Annotated in this window: 19 protein-coding genes; 17 read left to right on the top strand and 2 right to left on the bottom strand. The window is 61.9% G+C overall.

Annotated elements, in window-relative coordinates:
- Nucleotides 1-2 precede the first annotated feature (2 nt).
- Nucleotides 3-179 (top strand): integrase core domain-containing protein, encoded by a 177-nt coding sequence (locus H7828_RS22995; RefSeq protein WP_226781687.1) that lies wholly within the window; start codon nucleotides 3-5, stop codon nucleotides 177-179.
- A 379-nt stretch (nucleotides 180-558) separates the two neighbouring features.
- Here the strand turns inward: H7828_RS22995 and H7828_RS14045 are convergent, their stop codons facing one another.
- The gene (locus H7828_RS14045) at nucleotides 559-1,452 is read right to left on the bottom strand and encodes a GntR family transcriptional regulator (protein WP_226781684.1); all 894 of its coding nucleotides are present in this window, start codon (nucleotides 1,450-1,452) and stop codon (nucleotides 559-561) included.
- Nucleotides 1,453-1,536: 84 nt separating this feature from the next.
- Nucleotides 1,537-2,562 (bottom strand): zinc-binding alcohol dehydrogenase family protein, encoded by a 1,026-nt coding sequence (locus tag H7828_RS14040; RefSeq protein WP_226781683.1) that lies wholly within the window; start codon nucleotides 2,560-2,562, stop codon nucleotides 1,537-1,539.
- A gap of 184 nt (nucleotides 2,563-2,746) precedes the next feature.
- On the opposite strand from H7828_RS14040, the gene H7828_RS14035 reads away from it, so the two are divergent.
- The 16 genes from H7828_RS14035 (at nucleotide 2,747) to H7828_RS13960 (ending at nucleotide 23,073) form a co-directional block, all read left to right on the top strand.
- Entirely contained in the window at nucleotides 2,747-3,883 is a 1,137-nt protein-coding gene (locus tag H7828_RS14035; protein ID WP_226781682.1) for a mannitol dehydrogenase family protein, read from the top strand.
- Entirely contained in the window at nucleotides 3,876-4,844 is a 969-nt protein-coding gene (locus tag H7828_RS14030) for an aldo/keto reductase (RefSeq protein ID WP_226781681.1), read from the top strand. Before H7828_RS14035 ends, H7828_RS14030 begins: the two co-directional genes overlap by 8 nt.
- A 17-nt stretch (nucleotides 4,845-4,861) precedes the next feature.
- Entirely contained in the window at nucleotides 4,862-6,382 is a 1,521-nt protein-coding gene (locus tag H7828_RS14025; protein ID WP_226781680.1) for a sulfatase family protein, read from the top strand.
- Between the two features lie 209 nt (nucleotides 6,383-6,591).
- Nucleotides 6,592-7,869 (top strand): ABC transporter substrate-binding protein, encoded by a 1,278-nt coding sequence (locus H7828_RS14020; RefSeq protein ID WP_226781679.1) that lies wholly within the window; start codon nucleotides 6,592-6,594, stop codon nucleotides 7,867-7,869.
- 1 nt (nucleotide 7,870) lies between these two features.
- Entirely contained in the window at nucleotides 7,871-8,815 is a 945-nt protein-coding gene (locus tag H7828_RS22740) for a carbohydrate ABC transporter permease (protein ID WP_226781678.1), read from the top strand.
- Complete coding sequence (locus H7828_RS14010) at nucleotides 8,812-9,633, top strand: carbohydrate ABC transporter permease (protein ID WP_226781677.1); 822 nt, start codon at nucleotides 8,812-8,814, stop codon at nucleotides 9,631-9,633. Before H7828_RS22740 ends, H7828_RS14010 begins: the two co-directional genes overlap by 4 nt.
- Nucleotides 9,630-11,699, top strand: coding sequence for an alpha-amylase family protein (locus H7828_RS14005; RefSeq protein WP_226781676.1), 2,070 nt, complete (start codon nucleotides 9,630-9,632; stop codon nucleotides 11,697-11,699). Before H7828_RS14010 ends, H7828_RS14005 begins: the two co-directional genes overlap by 4 nt.
- Entirely contained in the window at nucleotides 11,699-12,793 is a 1,095-nt protein-coding gene (locus H7828_RS14000; protein WP_226781675.1) for an ABC transporter ATP-binding protein, read from the top strand. Before H7828_RS14005 ends, H7828_RS14000 begins: the two co-directional genes overlap by 1 nt.
- On the top strand, nucleotides 12,790-13,953 hold the full coding sequence (locus H7828_RS13995; protein WP_226781674.1) for a mandelate racemase/muconate lactonizing enzyme family protein: 1,164 nt from the start codon (nucleotides 12,790-12,792) through the stop codon (nucleotides 13,951-13,953). The genes H7828_RS14000 and H7828_RS13995 overlap by 4 nt, the downstream gene beginning before the upstream one ends.
- A 47-nt stretch (nucleotides 13,954-14,000) precedes the next feature.
- Nucleotides 14,001-14,870 carry a carbohydrate ABC transporter permease gene (locus H7828_RS13990; RefSeq protein WP_226781673.1) on the top strand — a complete coding sequence of 290 codons (870 nt, stop codon included), beginning with the start codon at nucleotides 14,001-14,003 and terminating at the stop codon, nucleotides 14,868-14,870.
- A gap of 56 nt (nucleotides 14,871-14,926) precedes the next feature.
- Nucleotides 14,927-16,174, top strand: coding sequence for an ABC transporter substrate-binding protein (locus H7828_RS13985; protein WP_226781672.1), 1,248 nt, complete (start codon nucleotides 14,927-14,929; stop codon nucleotides 16,172-16,174).
- Between the two features lie 50 nt (nucleotides 16,175-16,224).
- Nucleotides 16,225-17,112 carry a carbohydrate ABC transporter permease gene (locus H7828_RS13980; protein WP_226781671.1) on the top strand — a complete coding sequence of 296 codons (888 nt, stop codon included), beginning with the start codon at nucleotides 16,225-16,227 and terminating at the stop codon, nucleotides 17,110-17,112.
- A gap of 18 nt (nucleotides 17,113-17,130) precedes the next feature.
- A complete protein-coding gene (locus H7828_RS13975; RefSeq protein ID WP_226781670.1) occupies nucleotides 17,131-18,198 on the top strand; it encodes an ABC transporter ATP-binding protein in 1,068 nt (355 codons plus the stop codon).
- Between the two features lie 218 nt (nucleotides 18,199-18,416).
- The gene (locus H7828_RS13970; RefSeq protein WP_226781669.1) at nucleotides 18,417-21,227 is read left to right on the top strand and encodes a xanthine dehydrogenase family protein molybdopterin-binding subunit; all 2,811 of its coding nucleotides are present in this window, start codon (nucleotides 18,417-18,419) and stop codon (nucleotides 21,225-21,227) included.
- Nucleotides 21,224-21,790: a (2Fe-2S)-binding protein gene (locus tag H7828_RS13965; protein ID WP_226781668.1), complete on the top strand. Its 567-nt coding sequence runs from the start codon at nucleotides 21,224-21,226 to the stop codon at nucleotides 21,788-21,790. Before H7828_RS13970 ends, H7828_RS13965 begins: the two co-directional genes overlap by 4 nt.
- Nucleotides 21,787-23,073, top strand: a complete 1,287-nt coding sequence (locus H7828_RS13960) for a c-type cytochrome (protein ID WP_226781667.1) — start codon at nucleotides 21,787-21,789, stop codon at nucleotides 23,071-23,073. Before H7828_RS13965 ends, H7828_RS13960 begins: the two co-directional genes overlap by 4 nt.
- Nucleotides 23,074-23,081: the final 8 nt, after the last annotated feature.

The following is a 23,081-nucleotide window of genomic DNA, read 5'->3' as shown; positions in this document are numbered from 1 at the left end:
GCATGGTCGAGCGCTTCATTCGGACGCTCAAGGAGCAGTGCGTGCATCGCCACCGCTTCGAAAGCATCCAACATGCGATGCGCGTCATCGGTGACTGGATTGCCTTTTACAATAACCGCCGCCCTCATCAGGCCCTTGCCATGCGCACGCCTGCCGAGGCATTCACATTAGCGGCTTAACCAGAGCAGATTCAGCTGGGTCAATACACGGCCTTCGACCCGCCCACCGCCTGACGCGCCATCTGACAGCCTGGCGCGGTGGCGGAACGTCTGGCCACTGGCCCGGGGCGGACTGGCAGGGTGCACAAAGCCCGCGGGGCGACATGCCTTGACGTTGGGAAGATGACCGGGTGCGAATGACCAGACAAGTTTCACCAATCCGCAAGAACCGCAGCGCAACCCAAGTGTGACACGGGCGGCGATCCTGCAGGCCGCACTGGAAGAGTTCAGCGAGGTCGGTCATTCAGGCGCCGGTGTTTGGCAGGATGTGAGGCGGCGGTTGCTCCAGCAGGCCATCAAGCATTGCGCGGGTGGGCGATAGCCGCCACTTGGGGCAGCGTCAGTCCCAGGTGACCGAATTCATCAGAGTTCGCCGTGCCGATTCCAGGTGCAGTTCAAGTGCGGCGCGCGCGGCGTTGGTATCGTCGGCCAGAAGGGCCTGAATCACGGCAAGGTGTTCGCGCGCCGCCACCTCGTTGCGTTCGCGTTCGTCGGTCTTTTTCCAGCGGTAGTGAAAGTGGAAGATCAGCGAGATGAGTTCGTAGAAATCGTCGACAAAGCGGTTCGACAGGGCGCCGCGAAAGACGCGGTGAAACTTCTCGTCCAGAGCGGGAAATTCAAGATAATCGTCGTTGATACGGGCAAGGATGTCGAGATGCTCCTGCTCAAGCGTCGTCATTGTCTGTTTCTCGGTCGGCGACGGCCAGCCGCCGCAATAGGCGCGAAAGGCCCGCAGTTCGAACATCTCGCGCACATCGAAAAGTTCCGCGGCAAAGTCGCGGGTGAACCCGTTCAGAACCCAATGGCGGTTGGGTTTTTTCTCGATCAATCCGAAGCGGGAGAACCGGATCAGGAATTCGCGTACGCTTGACGTGCTGATCCCGAATTCGCGCACCAGTTCGGCCTCGCGCAGAATTGTCCCCGGGGCCAGGTCGCCCCCGAGAACATATTCCATGAAGGCGGTTTCAACACGCTTCCCGGCCGACTTGGTTTCTTCGGCCGAAAAATAATCGCCCTTGCGCGGTCTTCGAAGAACGGTTTTCTGCCGCCCTTGCCAGCTGATGATCCCGACTTCGTCCAGATGTTCGAGAACGGAACGCACAGTGGTGCGGCTGATATCCCATTTCTTTGCCAGGACGGTCTCTGGCGGCAGGGACGCGTTGGCGCCCAGTTTCTTGATGAAATCCAGGCACGAATTGTAGGTGTCTTTGTAGACGCTGTTGGTTCGGGACACGGAGTGCGCTGCCTTATGTCTTTATGATTTTAAAGTACATATCAGCCGCCCGCGCCTCATCAAGCAAGGTGAAATGTCAGCGGATCATCCGGCCGTGACATCAATGATCACCTTGAAGGTCTCGTTGCGGTTCTCTTTCCAGTGCTGGAAGGAGTTTTGTGCCTGCGACCACGGAAAGGTTCGGGAAATCAGCATGTTGCCAGCCGATGGGTTGGATTCGAGGAAGGTGATGACCTCTTCGAAATCGGTACGGGTCGCATTGCGCGACCCCATGATGTCGAGTTCCTTGAGATTGAAGAGGGAGGTGTTGTAACTGACCTCTTCCTTGGCATAGCCGACATAGACGACCCGCCCGGCATAGCTGGCAAGGTCGACTGCGCTGCGGAAGGTCTGGGGCAGGCCCACGGCTTCGATCACGACATCGGGGCCCTGTCCGTCGGTGTGTTTCGACACCTGGTCCGCAAGATCCATCGTCTCGGGGTTGATCACCGCATGGGCGCCCAGATCCAGCAGCGTCTGGCGTTTCGACTCGCTGACTTCGACCATGATGACCTTCGCGTCGTGTGCCAAAGCCCCCAGCATCGCGCCGACACCGATCATGCCGCCGCCCAAAACGACGACGGTTTCCCCCTTGGCCACACGGCCGCGGGCCACCGCGTGAAAACCGACCGACAGCGGTTCGACCAGCGACAGTTGGGGGGCAGGCAATGTGTCGTTCAGGATCAGGCGGTCATGGCGAATCTTCAGCAGGGCAGACATGCCACCATCCTGTTGAACGCCCAAGGTGCGGTTATAGCGGCAGGCGTTGGGGCGGTCGGCCTGGCACGAGGAGCAGGCCCCGCAGGTCGTGTAGGGTATCACGATCGCGGATTTTCCGAGGGCGAAGGCTTCGGGAACATCGGCGCCGCGTTCGATGATCGTGCCGCCGATCTCGTGGCCGGGTATGCGGGGCAGGCTGACCAGGGGATTCAGCCCGGAATAGGTGTTCAGGTCAGACCCGCACAGACCGACATGCCCCACGGACAGGATAACGCCATCGGGGTCGCAAACGGGGGAATCGACCTCGCGAATTTCGGTCGACCCGATGTCGGTGATGACTAGTGCTTCCATGAACTTTTCCCGTCACTGTCCTGTGCTTGCAGCCGGGCCGGCACAGGTGTTTTCGCCCAGATTATCGGCGGCCCGCCAGGGAGGCGGCAGGCCGGTCAAACCAAAAATGTTCTTAATAGATAAAAATACTGTTGCCATCGGTCAAGCGTTCTTTTTATATTATAGACAGCACAGGGGGAAAGCGATGACGCATGACCAGCCCAAGCAGGCCGTGACCTGCCCGATCGTTCAGTTCGGAACCAGCAGGTTTCTTCAGGCCCATGCCGACCTGATGGTGGATGAGGCGCGCCAGAGCGGGCAGGATTGCGGCCCGATTGCGGTTGTCCAGAGCAGCGGCGACCCCGCGCGCGCGGCCCGCCTCGCGGCATTGGCGGCGCCGGGCGGATACCCGGTGCACATTCGCGGGCTGGAGAAGGGTCAGGTCGTTGACCGGACCCAGCAGGTGCGCAGCGTGCGGCGCACCCTTTCGACGGCGACGGATTGGGATACGCTGGTGCGGGTCGTTTCGCAGGAGGCCCGATACATCCTGTCAAATACCGGAGATCGCGGCTTTGACGCCCAGCCTGCCGACAGTGTCGCAAGTTTCGATCAGGCCATGTCCTATCCCGCGAAACTGCAACTGCTGCTGCGCGCCCGGTTTGACGCAAAGGGCGGGCCCGTGACGATCATGCCGATGGAGTTGGTCGTGCGGAACGGCGATGTCCTGAAGGCGCGGGTGCTTGAGCTTGCCGGCGGCGATGCGGCCTATCGCGGCTGGTTGGCAAATGATGTGATATGGGCCAATTCGCTGGTTGATCGCATCGTTTCCGAACCGATCCAACCTGCGGGCGCGATTGCCGAACCCTATGCCTTGTGGGCCATCGAAAACGCGCCCGGCCTGATCCCGCCGTGTCAGCACCCTGCCATTCAGATGGTCGATGATCTCGACGGAATCGCGGCGCTTAAGCTCTTTATCCTGAACCTGGGGCACAGCTGGCTGGTCGACAGGTGGTCGCAGATGGACGGGGCGCCCGCCACTGTCGCCGGTCTGCTGGACGTTCAGTCGGTGCTGGATGATCTGCGCGACCTCTATTCTGCTGAGGTGCTGCCGGGGTTTGACGCCGCCGGGATGGGGCCGGAGGCGCGCGATTATGTCGAAGCCACCATCGAACGCTATCGCAATCCTTTCCTGCACCATCAGCTGAGCGACATTGCCCAGAACCACGCCGCAAAGATCACGCGCCGGATCGAGGGGTTCCTGACCTGGGCGCAATCGCACGGCGACCAGACCGAAAAGCCGCGCCTGAACGCCACGATCAAGCGGGCGAAGCAAGATGATTGACCAACGCAGGATCGCCGACACCAAAGTCATGGCAAGCGCGATCTCCCTCGGGTGCAGCGGCATCGCAAATCTCTATGTCGAGGTTGCCGAGGAAGATGCGGCCGCACTGCTGAGCTATGCATGGACGCGGGGCATACGGTATTTCGATGCCGCGCCGCATTATGGGCGGGGCCTTGCGGAAACGCGGCTGGGCAGTTTTCTGGCAGGCAAGCCGAGGGGCGAATTCACGCTTTCCACAAAGGTTGGCCGCGTTCTGCGCCCCGGTCCGGCGCTGGACAAGGCCGACGGGTTCATCTCGCCGCTGCCCAATGCGGTTCACTACGATTACTCGGGCGCGGGCATCCGCGAGGGCTTCGAGGGAAGCTGTGCCCGCCTTGGCGTTGAGCGGGTTGATATCGTCTATGTCCATGACATCGGCACGCTGACCCATGGCGCAGACAACGCGCGGCATGTCACCGACCTTCTGGAAACCGGTTTTCCGGAACTTGAGCGGTTGAAATCCGAGGGGCGGATCGGGGCGATCGGGCTGGGCGTGAACGAAACGCAGGTCTGTCTGGATGTCATGGCGCGCCACCATCTTGATGTGATCCTGCTGGCGGGCCGCTGGACACTGCTGGACCGAAACGCCGAAGCCGAACTGGTGCCGCTGTGCCTTGAAAGGGGAACAAGCCTTGTGCTGGGCGGCATCTTCAACTCGGGTATTCTGGCGACGGGCGCTTCGGATGGCGCGCATTACGATTACGGGCCAGCCCCCGAAGACATCCTGGACAAGGTGCGCGGGCTGGAACGTGTCTGCGCCAGCTTCGACGTTCCGCTGGCAACAGCGGCCATGCAATTCGGCCTCACCCGCCCCGGCGTGGCCAGCGTGCTGATCGGCACCGGCAAAGTCTCGTCCCTGACACGCAATCTTGACGCGCTGGAGGCCGGTTTTCCGGCCGCTCTGGCCGATCGCCTGTTCTAATCCTCGGAGAGTCCATCATGGCCAACCGTCAACCCAACATCATTTTCATCATGGCCGACGATCACGCCGCAAAGGCGATCAGCCACTATGGCCACGGCTTGAACAGCACACCTAACATCGACCGCCTGGGCGATGAGGGTATGCGACTGAACCATTGCTATGTGACCAATTCGATCTGCACGCCCAGCCGCGCCGCGATCCTGACGGGCACCTACAATCATGTGAACGGTGTGACGACTCTGGTGACGGGGCTGAACAACCGCGCGCCGCATCTGGGCAAGCACCTGCAACAGGTGGGCTACCGCACCGCCATGGTCGGAAAATGGCACCTTGGCGAAGGGGCCGCCCATGAACCGACCGGGTTCGATTACTGGTCGGTTCTGCCCGGGCAGGGGGATTACTTCGATCCGGTCTTCATCGGACCCGATGGCGAGGGGCGCGAGCCGGGTTATGTCACCGACATCATCACCGACAAGTGCCTGAACTGGTTGGCCGAAGGCGACGCGGACCAGCCATTCTTCCTGATGTGCCATCACAAGGCGCCGCACCGAAATTTCGCGCCCCACCCGAAGAATCGCGGCATGTTCGAGGGCGAAGAGATCACCCTGCCGGACACCTTCGATGACGATTACAAGAACCGCGCCCGGGCCTCGCGGGATGCCAGAATGCGGATCAGGTCGGATTTCGAGTACGAGGATCTGGGCCTTGCCCAACCCGAGGGCGGCGAGGAGGTGGGTGTCATCCACATGGAAGGCAAGCCGGGTCGCAAGGTGCCTGACCCGGACGACGTAAGCGGCCTGGTTCTGGTCGATGTGAATACCGGCGAGCGGTTCACCTTCGACAGCAAGCAGCAGCTCGACCAGTTCAAGTACCAACGATACATCAAGCGCTATCTTCAGACGGTCGCGTCCATCGACGAAAGTGTCGGCCGCCTGCTGGATTGGCTGGACGAGACGGGGCAGGCCGAGAACACGATTGTCATTTATACGTCCGACCAGGGCTTTTTCCTGGGCGAGCATGGCTGGTTCGACAAGCGGTTCATGTACGAGGAATCCCTTCAGATGCCGTTCCTGATCCGATATCCGGCGGCCATCGCCCCGGGCGGGATCTGTGACGATCTGGTGTGCAACGTCGATTTCGCGCCGACGCTTCTGACCTACGCCGGCGCGCCGGTGCCCAGCTATATGCAGGGGCGCGATTTCGGCGCACTTCTGGCAGGCCAGACGCCGCCCGACTGGCGGCAGGTCGTCTATCACCGCTACTGGATGCACAAGGACGAAAGCCACAACGCCTTTGCCCACTACGGCATCCGCAACCAGCGCTACAAGCTGATCTACTGGTACAACGACGCCCTCGGACAGCCGGGTGCGTTCCAGGGCGACGAACCGCCGGAATGGGAAATGTTCGACTGCCAGGAAGACCCGCTTGAACTGTTCAACATCCATGACGATTCGGCCTATGCCGGGGTGCGCGAAGAGATGCTGGCCGAGCTCGACTCGATGATGGATGACATCGGAGACATTCCCGAGCATCGGTAAGGAATCTGGCGGGGTATTCACTTAACATACTGACATTTAGTAATTTCACGTAATGTTTATCCCCGTTAAAAAACTGTCTAAAAAGGAAAAAAAACAGTATTAAAGTTAAATGACTGCGTGTACGTTCAAGAACCAAGGGGTGGTGCCGGGCCGGTTTGGCCGGGCGCCGCGGAGGAAGAACGACTGCGAAACTGCAAATGGAGGGCATCATGAAACATCGGAAAACACGTTCGAAAACCACGCTTCTGGGAACCGCCGCGATCCTGGCCGGCCTGACCGGCCAGGCCATGGCGCAAGAAGGCGAGCTGGTGATGATCAACTGGCTGGGCGGTGCCCAGGGCGAGATGATGAGCAAGCTTCAGGAAGACTTCGAAGCCAAGTACCCGGACGTGACGGTGCGCAATGTCGTGCCCCAGGCCGGGGGCGATGCCCGCGGTGGTATCCGCGCCGTCCTGATGGGCGGAGAGCAGGCCGATCTTCTGATCAACACCTGGCCCGCGTTCCGCGCCGAACTGATCGAGGCGGGCCTGATCCTGCCGCTGGACGACAGCTATGCCAGCACCGACTGGGGCGACAAGCTGGGCGAAAGCTGGCAGGCCCTCAGCACGGTCAACGGCGAGAATTACGGCGTGACCTATACCTTCGGTGATCGCAGCGGCATCTGGTATCGCACCGACACCATGGAGAAGGCGGGCATAACACCGCCCGAGACCTACCAGGAATTCATCGGCGGATTTGCCACGCTCAACGATGCCGGCATCACGCCGATCTCGGTGCCGGCGAAAGTCTGGGCACATGCGGAATGGTTCGAATCCCTGCTGCTGCGGACGGCGGGCGCGGAATACATGACCCGGCTTGCCAATGGCGAAGCCTCCTGGACCGACGACGAGGTCAAGGTGGCCCTGCAGAAGTGGCAGGAAATGCTGGCCGCAAACTGCTGTGACGATGGCAATACCATGCTGGCCCTTGATTGGGACATCTCGGTGGATGCGGCGCTCAAGACCGGCGATGCGGCCTATGTCCTCATGGGCATGTGGCTGAACACCCGGGCCAAGCAGGAATATGGCGACACCCCGGGGGCCGACTTCGACATATTTCAGTTCCCGACCTTCGGCATGGGCCATGACGATGAATCCATGGTGGATGCCAAGGAGTTCAACATCCTTTCCTCGGTCGAGAACCGCGAAGCGGCTGATGCCTTCATCAGCTACATGCTGACGGCGGATGCGGCGGCAATCATGGCCGAATACGGCCTTGCCTCGCCCAGCACCGAGGTGGATCTGTCGATCTACGATCCGGTGATCCAGCGCTCGGTCTCCGAAGTGAATTCGGCCGAAAAGCTGCAATTCGTTCTTGGCGATCTGCTGCCGGGGGATCTTGGCTCGGAATACCGGGTGGCCCTGCAACGCTTCCTGCAGGAGCCCAGCGACGAAACGATCGACACGATCACGGCGCAATTGGCGAACGTCGCCAAAGGTGTCTACTAAGGTGTCGATCGCGCAAACAACCGAGATGGGTGGGCCAAACGGCCCGCCCAAAGGCACCCTGCGGATCAAGGTGCCAAAGCAGCTGAGCGATACGCAGGCTGCGTGGTTCCTGCTGGCCCCGCTGCTGATCTTCTTTGCGATCTCGGTGGTCTATCCGGTCATCGAAACGATCCGTCTGTCGTTCTATGACATTCGCGGCCTTGCGCCGGAAAAATTCGACGGCTGGCGGAACTACGTCAAATTGTTCTCCGACCCGAATTTCCTGACCTCTCTCAAGGTCACCTTCATCTGGGCGATCAGCGCCACGTTCTTTTCCGTGACCATCGGTTGGGGCCTTGCGATGCTGTGTTCGCTGAACCCGGCAAAGACGCTGGTTTTCCGGGTCATGATCTTTGCCGCCTACGGTGTGTCCGAAGCGGTCAGCGGGTTCATGTGGCTTGGCATCTACCGCCCCGATTATGGATTGCTGAACGGTATCCTCGAAGGCATCGGCCTGTCGGGCTGGACACAGCCCTGGCTTGGCAATCCCTCGACGGCCCTGGGCGCCGTGATCGTCGCCTATGTCTGGACGCAGGTCGGACTGCCGCTGATGACCTGTTTCGCCTCGATCCAGTCGATCCCGAAGAACCTCTTCGAAGCGGCCTATATCGACGGCGCGAAATCCGGCTCTGTCATGCGCCACATCATCGCGCCGCTGTCCATGCCGGGCGTTCGGGTCGCGATTTTCATCAACCTGCTCAACAGTCTGAAGGCATTCGATCTGATCTTCATCCTGACGGGCGGCGGACCGGTGCGCAGCACCGAAACGGTCGGCTTCTTCATGTACCGTGAATCGATGCTGAACTTCAAACTGGGCTACGGCGCGGCCAGCACCGTCATCCTGCTGATTGCCGTTCTCATCGTATCGATCCCGCTTATCATGAAACGTACGGGAGACGCGAAATGATTGGCCGTACCCCGCGCTGGATCGTCCCGATTGTCGGGCTGATCGCCCTGATCTGGATCGTGCCGATCATCGGTCTTGTCGTCACCTCGCTGCGCCCGATTTCCGAGGTCATCCTCGGCTGGTGGTCCCTTGAGAAATTCACCCTGACCCTGGATGCCTGGACCGTCGTCTGGGACAAGTATCCCCTGGCCTATGCCTTCTGGATTTCCTGCAAGATCGCGATCATCTCGACCGCCATTCCGATGCTTCTGGCCCCGGCTGCGGCCTATGCGTTCCATTTCCTGAAGTTCCGGTTTCGGCGGCTGATCCTGATCCTGATCATCAACGCCTTCGTGCTGCCCAACCAGGTTGTCATCATCCCGCTGTTCCGCCTCTGGCGCGATCTTGGCATGATCGACAATATCTGGTCGGTCATCATCCCCTTTGCCGGGCTGTCGTTTGCCTGGGCTGTGTTCCTGGTCAAGAACTATCTCGAAGACTTCCCCTACGATCTGATCGAGGCGGCGCAGGTGGACGCCTGCGGCCCGCTGGCCCGGTTCTTCTATATCGTCCTGCCCAATTCGCTGACGCCCATCGCCGCGGTCGGGATCCTGCAATTCATGTGGACGTGGAACGGGCTTCTGCTTCCGGTCGTGTTCCTGCGCGACGAACTGCCACTGCCCGCGCTGCTGGCCCGGATCCAGGGTGTCTATGACCGCAACTGGGATCAGGTCGCCGTTGCCGCGATCATCACCACCATTGTCCCGTTGCTGGTGTTCATCATCTTCCAGCGCTTCTTCACCGCCGGGGCGCAGACAAAATCAGGGAGCAAGGAATGACCTACAACTTCCCCCCCTTGCGGTATCGCCAGGTTCACCTCGACTTTCACACCTCCGAGGATATTCCGAATGTCGGGGCCGATTTCGACGCGGCCGACTTCGTGAAGACACTGCAAGACGCGCATGTCGACAGTATCACGCTGTTTGCGCGCTGCCATCACGGCTGGGCGTATTATCCCGGCACTATCGGCCCCGCACACCCCAACCTGGCACGGCCCGATCTGCTGGGCGAAATGGTTGCCGCCTGTCGTGCGGCCGACATCGAAGCGCCGATCTACATCACGGTCCAGTGGGATGAGCACCTGGCCAGAACGCGGCCCGAATGGCGCGTCATGGGCGGAACGAACCGGCTTCAGGTTCCCAATGCGGCCGATCTGTCGGCGGGCGGGCAGTTGACGGCAACCTGGCATTCGCTGTGCCTTTCCCATGACGGGCTGTTCGAATACGTCCGCGACACGGCCCTTGAGGTTGCCGATCGCTATGACCCGCCCGGCCTGTTTTTCGACATCGTGACGGGGTTCGATTGCGTCTGTCCCAAGTGTCTGGCGAAACTCGACGAGATGGGGCTGGATGCGGAAAACCCGGCCGACAGGGCGATCAAGGATCAGGAACTTGCCGCATCCTTCCGCACCCGGATAAGCGCGGCCGTTCGCGACCGGCATCCGGAGATGCGCACCTTCTACAACGCAGGCCATGTTCCGAAACGGGCAGCCGGCCATTTCGACGCCTATTCACACCTGGAAATCGAAAGCCTGCCGACGGGCGGGTGGGGGTACGACCATTTTCCCACCAGCGCGCGGTTCGCCCGCACCCTTGGCTTCGACACCCTGGGTCAAACCGGGAAATTCCACACCCTGTGGGGCGAATTCGGCGGCTATAAAAGCAGCGATGCACTTGTCTATGAATGCGCGCAGATGGCCGCCCTTGGCACCAAGTGCCTGATCGGCGACCAGCTGCATCCCAGCGGCAGGATGAACGCCGACACCTATGCCAGCATCGCCCCGGCCTATGCGCGCATCGCAGCGCTTGAGCCCTATCTCGAGGGGGCGCAGCAGGTCAGCGATATCGCGATCCTTCCGGTCGAACATGTGGTGCCCGACGCCGGCGCGCGCAGCACGCAGGCCGACGACGGCGCGGCGCAGATGTTGCTGGAGCTGCACATCCCCTTCGACATCATCACTGCCGACGCGGACTTCGCACGCTACAGGCTGATCATCCTTCCCGACGAGATCCCGGTGTCCGGCGAACTTGCCGCGCGGCTCAAGGCCTATACCGATGGCGGCGGCGCGATCATCGCTACCGGAAAGTCCGGTCTGTCTCCGGAGGGGGGCTTTGCCTTCGACATGGGGGTGTCCCACCTGGGCGAGGTGCCTTTCGATCCGTCCTATTTCGTGCCTGTCGATGCCAGCTTCGGGGCGTCCGTGCCCGGGAACGCCACCGTCATGTATGGCACCGCGCTGAAGGTCGCGGTCGATGGCGGCGAAACGCTTGCCGACGTGCGGCGTCCCTATTTCCAGCGGTCGTGGCGGCAGTTCTCATCGCACCAGCATACCCCCGACGATCCGGGCGCCGATCCGCTTTGCCCTGCCGTTGTCGTGACGCCGCGGACGGCCTACGTCTCCTACCCGCTGTTCTCGATGTACAAGCGTATCGGACAGCCGATCTACAAGCACATCATCGCCGGACTGATCGACCGGCTGACTGGGCGCCGAACGCTGCGCGTGACCCTGCCAAGCGGCGGGCGCACCAGCCTGACACACCAGTCCGACCAGGACCGGCTTGTCCTTCATCTGCTGTATGGCGGGCCACAGGTGCGCGGCGTCGCGGTCGACGATCTGCAACACGGTGTGCGCCACATCGAAGTCATCGAGGATGTGCCGCATCTCGGGCCCGTAACGGCAGAAATCACGCTCCGGACCAAGCCAACCCGCGTTTTCGATGCCCTGACCGACAGCGACATTGCCTGGCAGTGGTCGGACGGCACCGTGACGCTGGAAATCGACGGTTTGCACATACACCGCGCCATCGCGATTCAAGGCGTGGGCACAGACTGGAAGGACATCTGATGGCGACGCTTGAGCTTGATAGACTGAACAAACGCTACGGCAACGTCGAGGTTATCGAAAGCCTGGCGCTGACGGTGGAAGAGGGGTCGTTCACCGTCTTCGTCGGCCCTTCGGGTTGCGGAAAATCCACCCTGCTGCGGATGATCGCCGGTCTTGAAGAGATCACGGACGGCGAGCTGCGTATCGACGGCACCCGCGTGAACGATGCCACGCCGGTTGAACGGGGCGTCGCCATGGTGTTCCAGAACTATGCGCTTTATCCCCACATGAGCGTCGAGAAGAACATCGCCTTCGGCCTCAAGATGCTGGGGCTTCCCAAGGACGACATCGCGCGCCGGGTCCGCGAGGCGGCCCAGACACTTCAGATCGAACCGCTTCTCAAACGCCGGCCCTCGCAGCTTTCGGGCGGTCAGCGCCAGCGGGTTGCCATCGGGCGTGCCATCGTACGCGAGCCGAAGCTGTTTCTTTTCGACGAACCGCTGTCAAACCTCGATGCCGAATTGCGCGTCACCATGCGCGTCGAACTGGCGAAACTGCACCGCCAGATCGGCGCGACCATGATCTATGTCACCCATGACCAGACAGAGGCGCTGACCCTGGCCGACAAGATCGTCGTCCTGCGTGCCGGAGCCATCGAACAGGCGGGCACGCCCATGGAACTCTACCTCGATCCGGCAAATGCCTTTGTCGCCGGTTTCATCGGTAGCCCGCAGATGAATTTCATCCCCGTCAAGGCGACGGCGCAGGGCGGCGGATTGCGCTTGAGCGGGGCAGAGATCGACCGGCTTGACGTTGTGCCCCAAGGGGACGGCTGGTCGAAGGACATGACGCTTGACCTCGGGGTTCGCCCCGAACACCTGCAGGTCGGGTCCGGCTTTCCTGTACAGTTCGAGATCACCGTCGAGGTCGTCGAGAACCTTGGCGGCACGCGGTACGTCTATGGCAGCACGGCAAGCGGGCAGCAGGTCATCGCCGAAACCCGTGACGACACGATCCCGCGGCCGGGCGATCGGCTGACGGTCGGGTTCGATCCGGAACGCGCGCGGTTCTTCGACAGGGAAGGGCGCCGGTTGCGCCACGCGACGGCACCATGAAGGCCACGCGCATCGCCAAGGTGGAGCCCATCGCCGCCCACGTCGGACAAAGAAACCTGTGCCTTGTAAAGATCACCTGCGAGGACGGCACATCCGGCTGGGGCGAAGCGGGGCTGACAGGGCGCGACAAGGCCATCGTCGGCATGATCGACCACTTCGCGCCACTGTTGGTCGGGGCCAACCCCGATGCCATCGGCCGGATCTGGCAGATGCTGTATCGAAGCCAGTATTTCGAGGGCGGGCGCGTCATCACGGCTGCGATTTCGGCCATCGACATCGCGCTGCACGACATCAAGGGCAAACGGCTGGGCGTTCCGGTCTTCGAACTGCTGGGCGGGCAACAGCGCACCCATGTTCCCGCGTTCGCCTCGACCGCCCGCGAACCCGATGCCCAGATGATCGAAGAAGCAAGGACACTGGTTTCCATGGGCTGGGATTGCATCCGGCTCAGCCCGTCGCAGCACTATACCGACGAGGTTTTCGATCCGCGCCGTTCGATCGCCGAAACTGCGCGCTGGATGATCCGCGCCCGCGAAGAACTGGGCACGGACGTGGTGCTGGGTGTCGATTACCACCACCGCCTGTCTGTGGCCGAGGCGGCCTCGTTCTGTCAGCGCATGCCCCCGGCAACGCTGGATTTCCTTGAAGAACCCATTCGCGCGCAGACCCCCGCCGCCTATGCGCAACTGCGGGGCATGACGGATGTTCCCTTCGCCATCGGAGAGGAGTTTTCGTCGAAATGGGATGCCTTGCCCTATATCGAGACGGGCCTGACTCAGTTCCTGAGGATCGACGTCTGCGTCGTTGGCGGACTGACCGAGGCGGTCAAGATCGCGGGCTGGGCCGAGGCGCATTACCTCGATCTGATGCCGCACAATCCGCTTGGGCCGTTGTGCACCGCGGCCTCGGTGCATCTGGGCGCTGCCATCGGGAATTTCGCCTGGCTTGAATGCCGCGACACGCCGGTCGAACGCTGCGGCTTTGACGCGCCCGGCTTCTTTCCCGTCGGCCCCACTCTGGAGGGGGCGCGATATGTCGTCCCGCAAGGCCCCGGTCTGGGGGTCGAGGTTGACGAAGACGCATTGCGTGCCTCTCCGGCGCGCGATGTTCAGGCCACACCCCTGCTCAGGCGACACGACGGTTCCGTCACCAACTGGTGAACCTGCCGCCCCGCTTTTCCAAACGTGTCGAACAAGGATACCGACAGATGTCAGATACAGCGACGAACCATGCCTCGGTCAACGAGGAACGGCAGAAGTTCTACCGGCGGGTCATGGTCTATGTCGCGCTGACCGTGGTGACGCTGATCCTGGCGTTTCCCATCATCTGGATGGTGTCGGTATCGCTGAAACCCACGGTCGAAACCTTCTCGCTGCCGCCAAGGCTCATTCCCGAAACCCTTAGTTTCGATGGCTACGTGCGCGTGCTGGAGAACCCGCAGTTCCGGCGCTTCCTGCTGAACTCCTACATCCTGGGGCTTGTGGTGACATTGCTGTCGCTGGTCATCGGAACGCTGGCTGCCTTCGGTTTCTCGCGCTACCGCTTCTTCGGGGACAAGACCGCCAAGCTTTTTGTCATCACCACCCAGATGGTGCCGACGATCACCCTTCTGATCCCGTTCTTCGGCGTCATCGTGTGGCTGCGGCTTTACGATTCCATCTGGGGTCTGATCCTGACCTACCTGACGTTCTCGTTGCCTTATGCGGTCATCATGATGAACGGCTACCTCGACACGATCCCCAAGGATTTCGACGAGGCAGCGACGATCGACGGATGCGGCCCGCTGGGTGTGCTGTTCCGCGTGCTGCTGCCCGTGGCCATGCCCGGGATCATCTCGACAGCCGTCTATACGTTCCTGCTGTCCTGGAACGAATTCCTGTTCGCCCTCGCGCTTACCCGGTCAATCGAGATGCGCACCGTGCCTGTGGGGATTTCGATGATGGTGGGTGAATTCGGCCTGAAGTGGGACGAGATGATGGCGTTTTCCGTGATCGGATCACTGCCGGTTCTGATCCTGTTCATGCTTGTTCAGCGCTTCGTGGTCTCGGGCCTCTCGGCGGGCGGGATCAAGGGATAATCAATGACAACACCACGCCAGGACCGGCGCGGTGACACGACCGGAGGAGGAACGACATGAAGTTTCCAAGTGTTATGAAATCGGTGATGGCGGGCGCCATGCTCTGTGCCGGTTCGGCCAGTGCCCAGACCGAAATCGAATGGTTGCAATGGTTTGCGGCCGAGAATGTCGACGGCTTCTATGAAAGCCTGGTCGAGGAATTCGAGGCGTCGCACCCCGACATCACCGTCAAGCTGGTGACGCAACCCTTTGGCAAGGTCCGTGAAAGCATCGTGACCGACAGCGCCATCGGCCTCGGGTCGGACGTTCTGGGCCTGAACATGCCCTGGACCTCGGAATTCCTTGAAATCGGGCTTCTGGAACCGCTGGACGACTACCTTGCGCGCGACGACAATTCCTTTGCCACCGCCGATCTGGTTCAGGCGCCCATCGGCAAGATTGACGGGCAGGTCTGGATGGTCCCGCTCAACGCCTTCCCCTTCGTGATGCATGTGAACATGGACCTGGTCGAACAGGCCGGCTTCACCGCGCCGCCGACCACCTGGGAGGAATTCAGCGAGCAGGCGACCGCGATTGCCGCCCTGGGCGACGGCATCTCGGGGTTCGGGATTCCACTCAGTTCACAGCCCCCGGCCAATGGCCCGATCCTGACCTTCCTGCCGCTGCTTTATGCGAACGGCGGGCGCATCATGGACGGCACAACGCCGAATTTCGACAACCCCAAAGTGGTCGAGACGCTGCAATACATCGCCGATCTGAACGATGCGGGTGCACTGGCCCCCGGCGCGGCATCGCGCACCGGCGGTGTCGATCTTGAAGAATTCATCGCGGGCCGCACGGGGTTCCTCATTTCTCCCGGCGTGCATGCCCAGGCCATCGAAGGGCGCAACGCGGATCTCAACTATGTGGCGGCGGCGGTTCCGAACAACGGCACCAAAGCCTATCGCGTTCACGGCTGGGAGCTGGGCATCTCGTCTGGCAGCGACAAGAAGGATGAGGCCTGGACCTTCATCAACTTCCTTCTCAGCAAGGACGTGAACGCCCGTGTCGCGGCTGCGTCGAATGCGCTGCCTGGCAACCTGTCGGCCCTCGATATTGTCGGTGAGGGTGCGGGCGATGTCATGCAGTCGCAAATCGCAATCCTCGCCAATGACGAACCCGTGGAAGAACTGCGCCAGGCGCCGAATGCAGTCGGAAGCTGGTCGCTCATGACCGAGGAAATGCAGGCCATGCTGCGCGGCGACCAGACCCCGCAAGAGGCCGCAACCAAGGTGCAGTCCCGCTGGCTTGACCTGATCGACTGAACCACCCGCCGACGGTTCACACCGTCGGCGACCACCACAAGGAGACTGCAATGTCACGCGTCATCAACGGCCTGAAAGAGAACGGAACGCCGTATTTCTTTCTGCTGCCCTGTATCGTCATCCTGGGCGCGCTGCTGTCGGTGCCGCTTTACAAGGTCGTCGAATATTCCCTCTACGACAATGTCATCGTCGAGCGGAACCCAACCTTCGTGGGGTTGCAGAACTATTCCAACCTGTTGACCGACAGCGCATTCTGGAGCGCGTCGGTCAACACCCTGATCTTTACGCTGGGGTCGGTCATCGGCCACATCATCGTGGGCACCGGGCTTGCCCTGCTGGTAAACGCCGAAATCCACCCGCGCGCCCAGACGGTGTTCCGGTCGCTGCTGATCCTGCCGTGGATCTTCACGGCGGTTGTCGTCGCGCTGAACTGGCAGCTTCTGCTGAACCCCTTTGGCGTCATCAACTACGGCCTGACGGAAATCGGCCTTATCGACACGCCCATCGACTGGCTTGGCGACCCCGCCTTTGCGATGTGGGCGCTGCTGCTGATCTCCACATGGCGCGGTTACCCCTTCATCATGGTCAGCTTCCTCAGCGGTTTGCAGTCGATTCCGAAAGAGCTTTACGAGGCGGCGGAAATTGACGGCGCCGGGTTCTTCGCCAAGTTCTGGCATGTCACGGTGCCGCAACTGAAACCCGTGATCTACGGCGTCGCGCTGCTTGACCTGATCTGGACCTTCCAGCTGTTCCCGCTGGTATGGCTGACGACGGGGGGCGGGCCGGGACGGTCGACCGAGGTTCTGTCGACGATGACCTTCCGACAGGGTTTCGTGGATTTCGAATTCTCGCAGGCAGCGACCACGGCGGTTTCGATCCTGATCATCTCGGCCGCATTCACCATTCTTTATCTGCGCAACGAAAAGCAGAAGATCTAAGCCGAGGGAGGCAAGGGCATGTCAAAAATCGAGATCAAGAAACTGGTCAAAAGGTATGGTGAGCATCAGGCGCTCCATGGCATCGACATTTCGATCCCGCAGGGTGAATTCTGCGTGCTGGTCGGCCCGTCCGGTTGCGGCAAGTCGACGACGCTGCGCATGGTCGCCGGGCTTGAGACGATATCGGGCGGCGATGTGGTGATCGGTGACCGTGTCGTCAACGGGTTGAAGGCCAAGGACCGTGGCATCGCGATGGTGTTCCAGAACTATGCGCTCTACCCGGCCAAGACGGTTTACAACAACATGGCATTCTCGCTGCAACTGTCGAAGATGCCAAAGCCCGAGATCGCGAAACGCATCGCGGATGTTGCCGAAATCCTGGAACTTACACCCCTGCTCGATCGCAAGCCAGGCGCCCTGTCAGGTGGTCAGCGCCAGCGCGTTGCCATGGGCCGGGCCATCGTGCGCGACCCCGAGGTGTTCCTCTTCGACGAACCGCTGTCGAACCTCGATGCCAAGCTGCGCGGCCAGATGCGCGCCGAGATCAAGCGCCTGCACCAGCGGCTGAAGAACACCATCATCTACGTCACCCACGACCAGGTCGAAGCGATGACGCTGGCCGACAAGATCGTCATCATGAAGGATGGACGGATCGAGCAGCAGGGCACCCCCGACGAGGTGTTCCACGACCCCGACACCCTGTTCGTCGCCGGTTTCATGGGCAGCCCGCCGATGAACCTGATCGAATGTTTCGCCACCGATAAAGGCATCAAGCTGCCCAGCGTCGAGATCGCCTGTGATATGCCTTCGGCAGTAAGGCCGGGCGACAAACTGGTGTTCGGCATCCGCTCGGACGATATCCGCCCGGCGGAAGACGGGTTCGAGGGCGTTTCGATCAGCGCCAATGTCAATCTGATCGAGCAACTGGGCACGGAAAACCTGGTTCACTTCAGCCTCGGGCCGGATGAAATGATCGGAAAGACGGGTGGACGCACGCGGATCACACCGAACCAAGAGGTTTCCTTCACGCTCCAGATGCAACACGCCTATTTCTTCGATCCTGAAACAGGTCGGCGCCTGCGCTGATCGGTGCCATTCAGCTCTGGCCCGGCAAACTGCCTCTGATCATACCTCTGAATCGGTCGGGCCTCGCCCCCTCTGCCGTCACTGGCGCGTTTTGCCGGTTTCGATCCGGCTGAGAGGGTCGAAGGGCCATCCGGTGGCCGGCAGGCTGCACGCACGGCACGACTTTCGCAGGAACCAGCGGGCCGCCCGTTCGTTTCATTCAAGCGGAGGTAGAAAACATGGCCAATTTCTCGCGCCGGAATTTCCTGCAGACTGCGGCTTCCACTGCCGTCGCCATTCACGTCGTGCCGTTGCACAAGGCCCTGGCCGAACTGCAGACCGAGCGTCAGCATCAGCCGCCAAACTGGATTCGTGGCGGCAGGATCAGGTTTCGCCAGGACGGCATTCCCAAGGTTACGGGAAACAAGGTTTTCGCCATCGACATCCGGGCACGCGACATGCCGGGGTGGCCCGAAGATCAATCCCATGCCCTGATCCTGCGCGCCGACAGGGCGGATCGGCGTTTCGAAGGCTTCAACGACGCGCTGTTGCCTGACGATCTGCGCCCCGATGTCATCGTCACCGACGCCGAGGTGCAGCGTGACGGTGTCACGATGACGCAAGAGGATTTCTATGGCCGGCTGTTCCTGCCCAGGGGTGAGGCGCCGCGGTATCTGGGCCAACCGGTGGCCGTGCTGATCTATCACGACTATGCCCGTTTCCGGCGCGCGAAGGGGCAGTTGCAGTTCAACCCCGATGCCCTGCTTTGGGGGGGTGACGCTGAACTGCCCGAAATGGCGCCCTATGGCGGCGCGCGGTTCGTGCGGATCGGTGGAGAGACACCCGACGCGCCCGACCGCTTTTCGCCCCTGTCCGACACCCTTGTCTTTGCTGATTTCGAAAACGCCTCGCCTTGGCCCGACGCCGACGCCCAAGGCGATGCAGGCGGGCGCGCCATGGCCCATGCAAAGGCCCTGCGCGAAGAATTGCAAAGCCCCCCTGAAAACTGGGCGGTCTACCAGGGGCGATACGCCTCGCAATATGTCGACCCTGCGGCGCTTGAACCTGACAATGGCAATGCCTGGTATGACCCGGAAAATGGCGCTTTGCATGTGGTGGTGGGAACGCAATCGCCCTTCACCAACGCCGATCACATCGAAAAGATGGTCAGCAACAGCCGCTTTGACCTGTCGGAACTGCGCCTGCACCCGGGTTACACGGTGGGATACGGACAGAAGGAACACCATGTCCTGCCTTATTACGTCGCACTGGCCGCGCTTTATGGCGAGGGGCGGCCAGTGCGGCTTGCCCTGGATCGCTATTCGCATTTTCAGGGGGCCATCAAGCGGCATCCGTTCCAGACCGAAATGACATTGGCCGTTGATCGGGAAACGGGGATGTTTCAATCGCTGGCCGCCGATCTGCGGGCCAATGGCGGCGGCGTGAAGAACTTCAGCCCCTCGGTGGGCCAGGTCGCGGCAAGCGCTTTGCAGGGCATCCACTATTTCCCGAAATCCGACATTGCCGTTCAGGTCGATGCCTCACGCGCGCCGACCGCCGGATCGATGCGCGGATACGGGACGCTGCAATCCATGGTGGGCTTCGAACTGCTGGTGGATGAAGTGGCCGAGGATCTTGGCCTTGACCCCATCGAGCTTCGCCGGCGCAACCTGATGCACAGCGGCATGAAGAACACCCAGGGCGCCATTCCGGCAGGCACACTGCGCGCGGGCGAATTGCTGGACGCCGCACAGGCCGACCCGCTTTGGACAGGCAGGGCCGAACGCAAGCGCCAGTTCGAGGTCGACAACCCCGGCTATCTCTACGGCGTAGGGGTTTCCTGCGTGCAGAAGGATTACGGTACGGGGGCCGAAGCGGCGCTGGTCCAGCTTGAAATCACGCCCGACGGCAGGCTGCACATGAAACACGTCGCCTCCGAGATCGGCTGCGGCTCGACCACGTCGCAGATGCTGATGACCGAACGCCACCTAGGCCGCTATGCCGACAGCGTCGATTTCGCGGTAACGGATTGGCCCAGCCTGCCCCTGCAAAGCAACGACGAACCCTATACGATGTCGCAGGAAGAACAGGACGAGGCGGCCAGTGATCCCCACTGGGTGCCGCGCATCACCTCGCCGCGCAGTGCCTCGAACTCGGCCTATTATTTCAGCCACGCCACAAACGAGGCCGCCCGCCTGCTGTTCGATCTCGGGCTCTGGCAGGCCGCGCTCGGCATCTGGCAGGACGGTATCGGCGGCGGTCAGGCGGCCCCCCTTGCCATCCGCCGCGATCAGGCCGAATGGCGCGATGGCCATCTGGTGGCCAGCGGGTTGCAGCCCCTGTCCTTCGCCGAGCTAGCCCGCCGCGCCCATGACCGCGGGCTGATCACCGGTGTCACGGTTCACACCTTCAACCGCTGGGCCTGGGCGACGGGTGAATTCGAGGTGGACGGGGAGAGGGTTTCGGGTGCCATAGATGCCCTGTCGGTGAAATGGGGCGAGGGGGCGAGCACTGCGAAAAAGGCCCGGATGCGCGACGGCGGCTATGCCTTCCAGCCACGGAAAAAGGTGAACTATCCGCCGGTGCAGCGCAACAATGCCTCGGTCGTTTACTACGCGCCCCTTGCAACGATTGTCGAACTGTCGGTCAACCCGGGGTCGGGCGAGGTGCAGATCCTGTCGCACAAGTCCTGGATGGAATGCGGCAACATGATCGTGCCCGAACTTGTCTCGGGGCAATTGCAGGGCGGCATCGCCATGGGCATCGGCCATGCCCTTTACGAAGAACTGCCGCTTTACGAAGACGGTCCGGGCAACGGCACCTGGAATTTCAACCGTTACCGTCTGCCCCGCGCCCGCGATGTGGCCGTCTGGTCGCAACAGGGCGAGGTGATCGAACCGCTGTCCGCGACCGACCCCCCCAAGGGGATCGCCGAGGTGGTGATGATCCCGGTTGTGGCGGCGATCGTCAACGCGGTGCACGATGCAACGGGGGCGCGGTTTCACGAAACCCCCCTGACCCCCGACCGGATAAAGGAGGCGCTGTCATGAGCGACCGGATGATATCCGTCACGATGCGGATCAATGGCGAAAAAACCGGCCCCGTCGATCTTCCCGAAGACCTGATGTTGCTGGAATACCTTCACGAATACCTGAACCTGACCGGCACGCGCTATGGCTGCGGGCAGGGCGTCTGCCGGGCCTGTGCCGTCATTCACGACGGTGCCGCCGGGGCCGAGCCCATTCCCGCCTGCATCACCGGTGTTGCCTGGGCCAACGGGCGCAGCTTTCGCACGGTCGAGGGACATGCCACCCGCGACGACGATGGAAACGTGACGCAGCTCACCTCGGTACAGCAGGCCTTTCTCGATCATTTCTCGTTCCAGTGCAGCTATTGCACCTCGGGGTTCGTGGCGGCCGCTACGGCCCTTGTCGAGCGTCTGGAAGCGGCACCGATCGCGCCCGAAGATGTCGAGGATGTGGTTCTTGACGCGCTGAACGAGAATATCTGCCGCTGCACCGGCTATGTCCGCTATCTCGAAGCGACGCGGGATGTGATCCTCAACACCCCCGGTCTGACCCGGGCCGCCGTGACGGAGGAAAACCCGTCATGAAACGGGTGGCGCTGATCCTCGCCGGGCTTCTGGCCCTTGTCGTCATTCTGGCGGGCGTCGTCTATGTCGCCTTTACCGGGCCGGGCGACATTCCCCCGGCCAGCCGCGATCTGGCGAACCTGTCCAGGGAAGACCGCGCCCAGATGGAAGAGGCCGGTGAATACGTCGCGCGGGCAGGCGATTGCGTGGCCTGCCACAAGTCGCCCGACGGGCTGGCCCTGGCGGGCGGTACGGCGATGGAAACACCAGTAGGATCAATCTTCGGCAGCAACATAACGCCGTCACGCGACCATGGCATCGCCGATTACAGTGCCGACGATCTCTACCGGGCGATGGTTTACGGCATCACGCCGGACGGCGGCCATCTTTACCCGGCGATGCCCTATACCTCTTATCACGCGATCTCTCGCGCCGACAGCGACGCGCTCTGGGTCTGGCTCATGGCGCAGGACCCGATTGAACGGCCCAACCGCCCGGCCGAGTTGATCTTTCCCTTCAACCTGCGTCCGCTGGTGGCCTTCTGGAACCTCATCTTCCGGTCCGATCCCCCCGATCAACCGGTGGCGGGGCTGACCGGTGCGGACACCGGCAATGATCCGGTCGCGCGGGGCCGCTACCTGGTCGAGGTGCTGGGCCATTGCGGCGAATGCCATACGCCCCGCAACCTGGCCTATGCCCGCAAACCCGACGCACACCTTCAGGGCACCGTGATCGAAGATGCGCTGGCCCCCGACATCACGCCGGGTGCCCTCGCGCGGCGGGGATGGAACGCCGCCGACCTTGAGGATTTCCTGGCCGAGGGCCTGTCGCCCCAGGGGGTGATGACCTTCCGCATGTTCCCGGTTCTCAGCCATTCGACGAAATACCTCTCGCCCGAGGATGTCAGCGCCGTCGCGGCCTATCTGACCGAGGGGGCACCGGCACCCGCACCGCCCGCCCCGAACGATGGCGCCCTGACCGACAATGCCCCGGGCCATGCCCTATACCTGGGTCTTTGCGCCGGATGCCACGGGGCCGAGGGGCAGGGGCAACCCTTCGGGTCGGTGCCGCTGCGCGGCAACACCAGCGCGATGTTCGACGACCCGCTCAACCTTGTGCGCATCATCCGCGAAGGCATCCCGGCCCGCCATCTGACCGGCTATCAGCGGATGCAGGAAATGCCCGCCTTCGCAGATCGCCTGAACGACGATGAGCTTGCCGCGCTGGTCAACTACCTGCGCCAACGCTGGGGTGGGCATGACAGGGCCTTGTCCGAAGAAGACGTTGCAGGAGCCTCGGGTTGACCACTAGG

The sequence above is a fragment of the Oceaniglobus trochenteri genome (assembly GCF_020529025.1).
Taxonomy (GTDB): Bacteria; Pseudomonadota; Alphaproteobacteria; order Rhodobacterales; family Rhodobacteraceae; genus Oceaniglobus; species Oceaniglobus trochenteri.
Note: the sequence above shows the minus strand (reverse complement) of the source record. Positions and strands in the feature narration are given on the sequence as shown.

Excerpts from the sequence above, each read along its gene's own strand:
- H7828_RS22995 (WP_226781687.1), top strand. The coding sequence starts at position 3 with ATGGTCGAGCGCTTCATTCGGACGCTCAAGGAGCAGTGCGTGCATCGC.
- H7828_RS14040 (WP_226781683.1), bottom strand. The coding sequence starts at position 2,562 with ATGGAAGCACTAGTCATCACCGACATCGGGTCGACCGAAATTCGCGAG.
- H7828_RS14035 (WP_226781682.1), top strand. The coding sequence starts at position 2,747 with ATGACGCATGACCAGCCCAAGCAGGCCGTGACCTGCCCGATCGTTCAG.
- H7828_RS14030 (WP_226781681.1), top strand. The coding sequence starts at position 3,876 with ATGATTGACCAACGCAGGATCGCCGACACCAAAGTCATGGCAAGCGCG.
- H7828_RS14025 (WP_226781680.1), top strand. The coding sequence starts at position 4,862 with ATGGCCAACCGTCAACCCAACATCATTTTCATCATGGCCGACGATCAC.
- H7828_RS14020 (WP_226781679.1), top strand. The coding sequence starts at position 6,592 with ATGAAACATCGGAAAACACGTTCGAAAACCACGCTTCTGGGAACCGCC.
- H7828_RS14010 (WP_226781677.1), top strand. The coding sequence starts at position 8,812 with ATGATTGGCCGTACCCCGCGCTGGATCGTCCCGATTGTCGGGCTGATC.
- H7828_RS14005 (WP_226781676.1), top strand. The coding sequence starts at position 9,630 with ATGACCTACAACTTCCCCCCCTTGCGGTATCGCCAGGTTCACCTCGAC.
- H7828_RS14000 (WP_226781675.1), top strand. The coding sequence starts at position 11,699 with ATGGCGACGCTTGAGCTTGATAGACTGAACAAACGCTACGGCAACGTC.
- H7828_RS13995 (WP_226781674.1), top strand. The coding sequence starts at position 12,790 with ATGAAGGCCACGCGCATCGCCAAGGTGGAGCCCATCGCCGCCCACGTC.
- H7828_RS13990 (WP_226781673.1), top strand. The coding sequence starts at position 14,001 with ATGTCAGATACAGCGACGAACCATGCCTCGGTCAACGAGGAACGGCAG.
- H7828_RS13985 (WP_226781672.1), top strand. The coding sequence starts at position 14,927 with ATGAAGTTTCCAAGTGTTATGAAATCGGTGATGGCGGGCGCCATGCTC.
- H7828_RS13980 (WP_226781671.1), top strand. The coding sequence starts at position 16,225 with ATGTCACGCGTCATCAACGGCCTGAAAGAGAACGGAACGCCGTATTTC.
- H7828_RS13975 (WP_226781670.1), top strand. The coding sequence starts at position 17,131 with ATGTCAAAAATCGAGATCAAGAAACTGGTCAAAAGGTATGGTGAGCAT.
- H7828_RS13970 (WP_226781669.1), top strand. The coding sequence starts at position 18,417 with ATGGCCAATTTCTCGCGCCGGAATTTCCTGCAGACTGCGGCTTCCACT.
- H7828_RS13965 (WP_226781668.1), top strand. The coding sequence starts at position 21,224 with ATGAGCGACCGGATGATATCCGTCACGATGCGGATCAATGGCGAAAAA.
- H7828_RS13960 (WP_226781667.1), top strand. The coding sequence starts at position 21,787 with ATGAAACGGGTGGCGCTGATCCTCGCCGGGCTTCTGGCCCTTGTCGTC.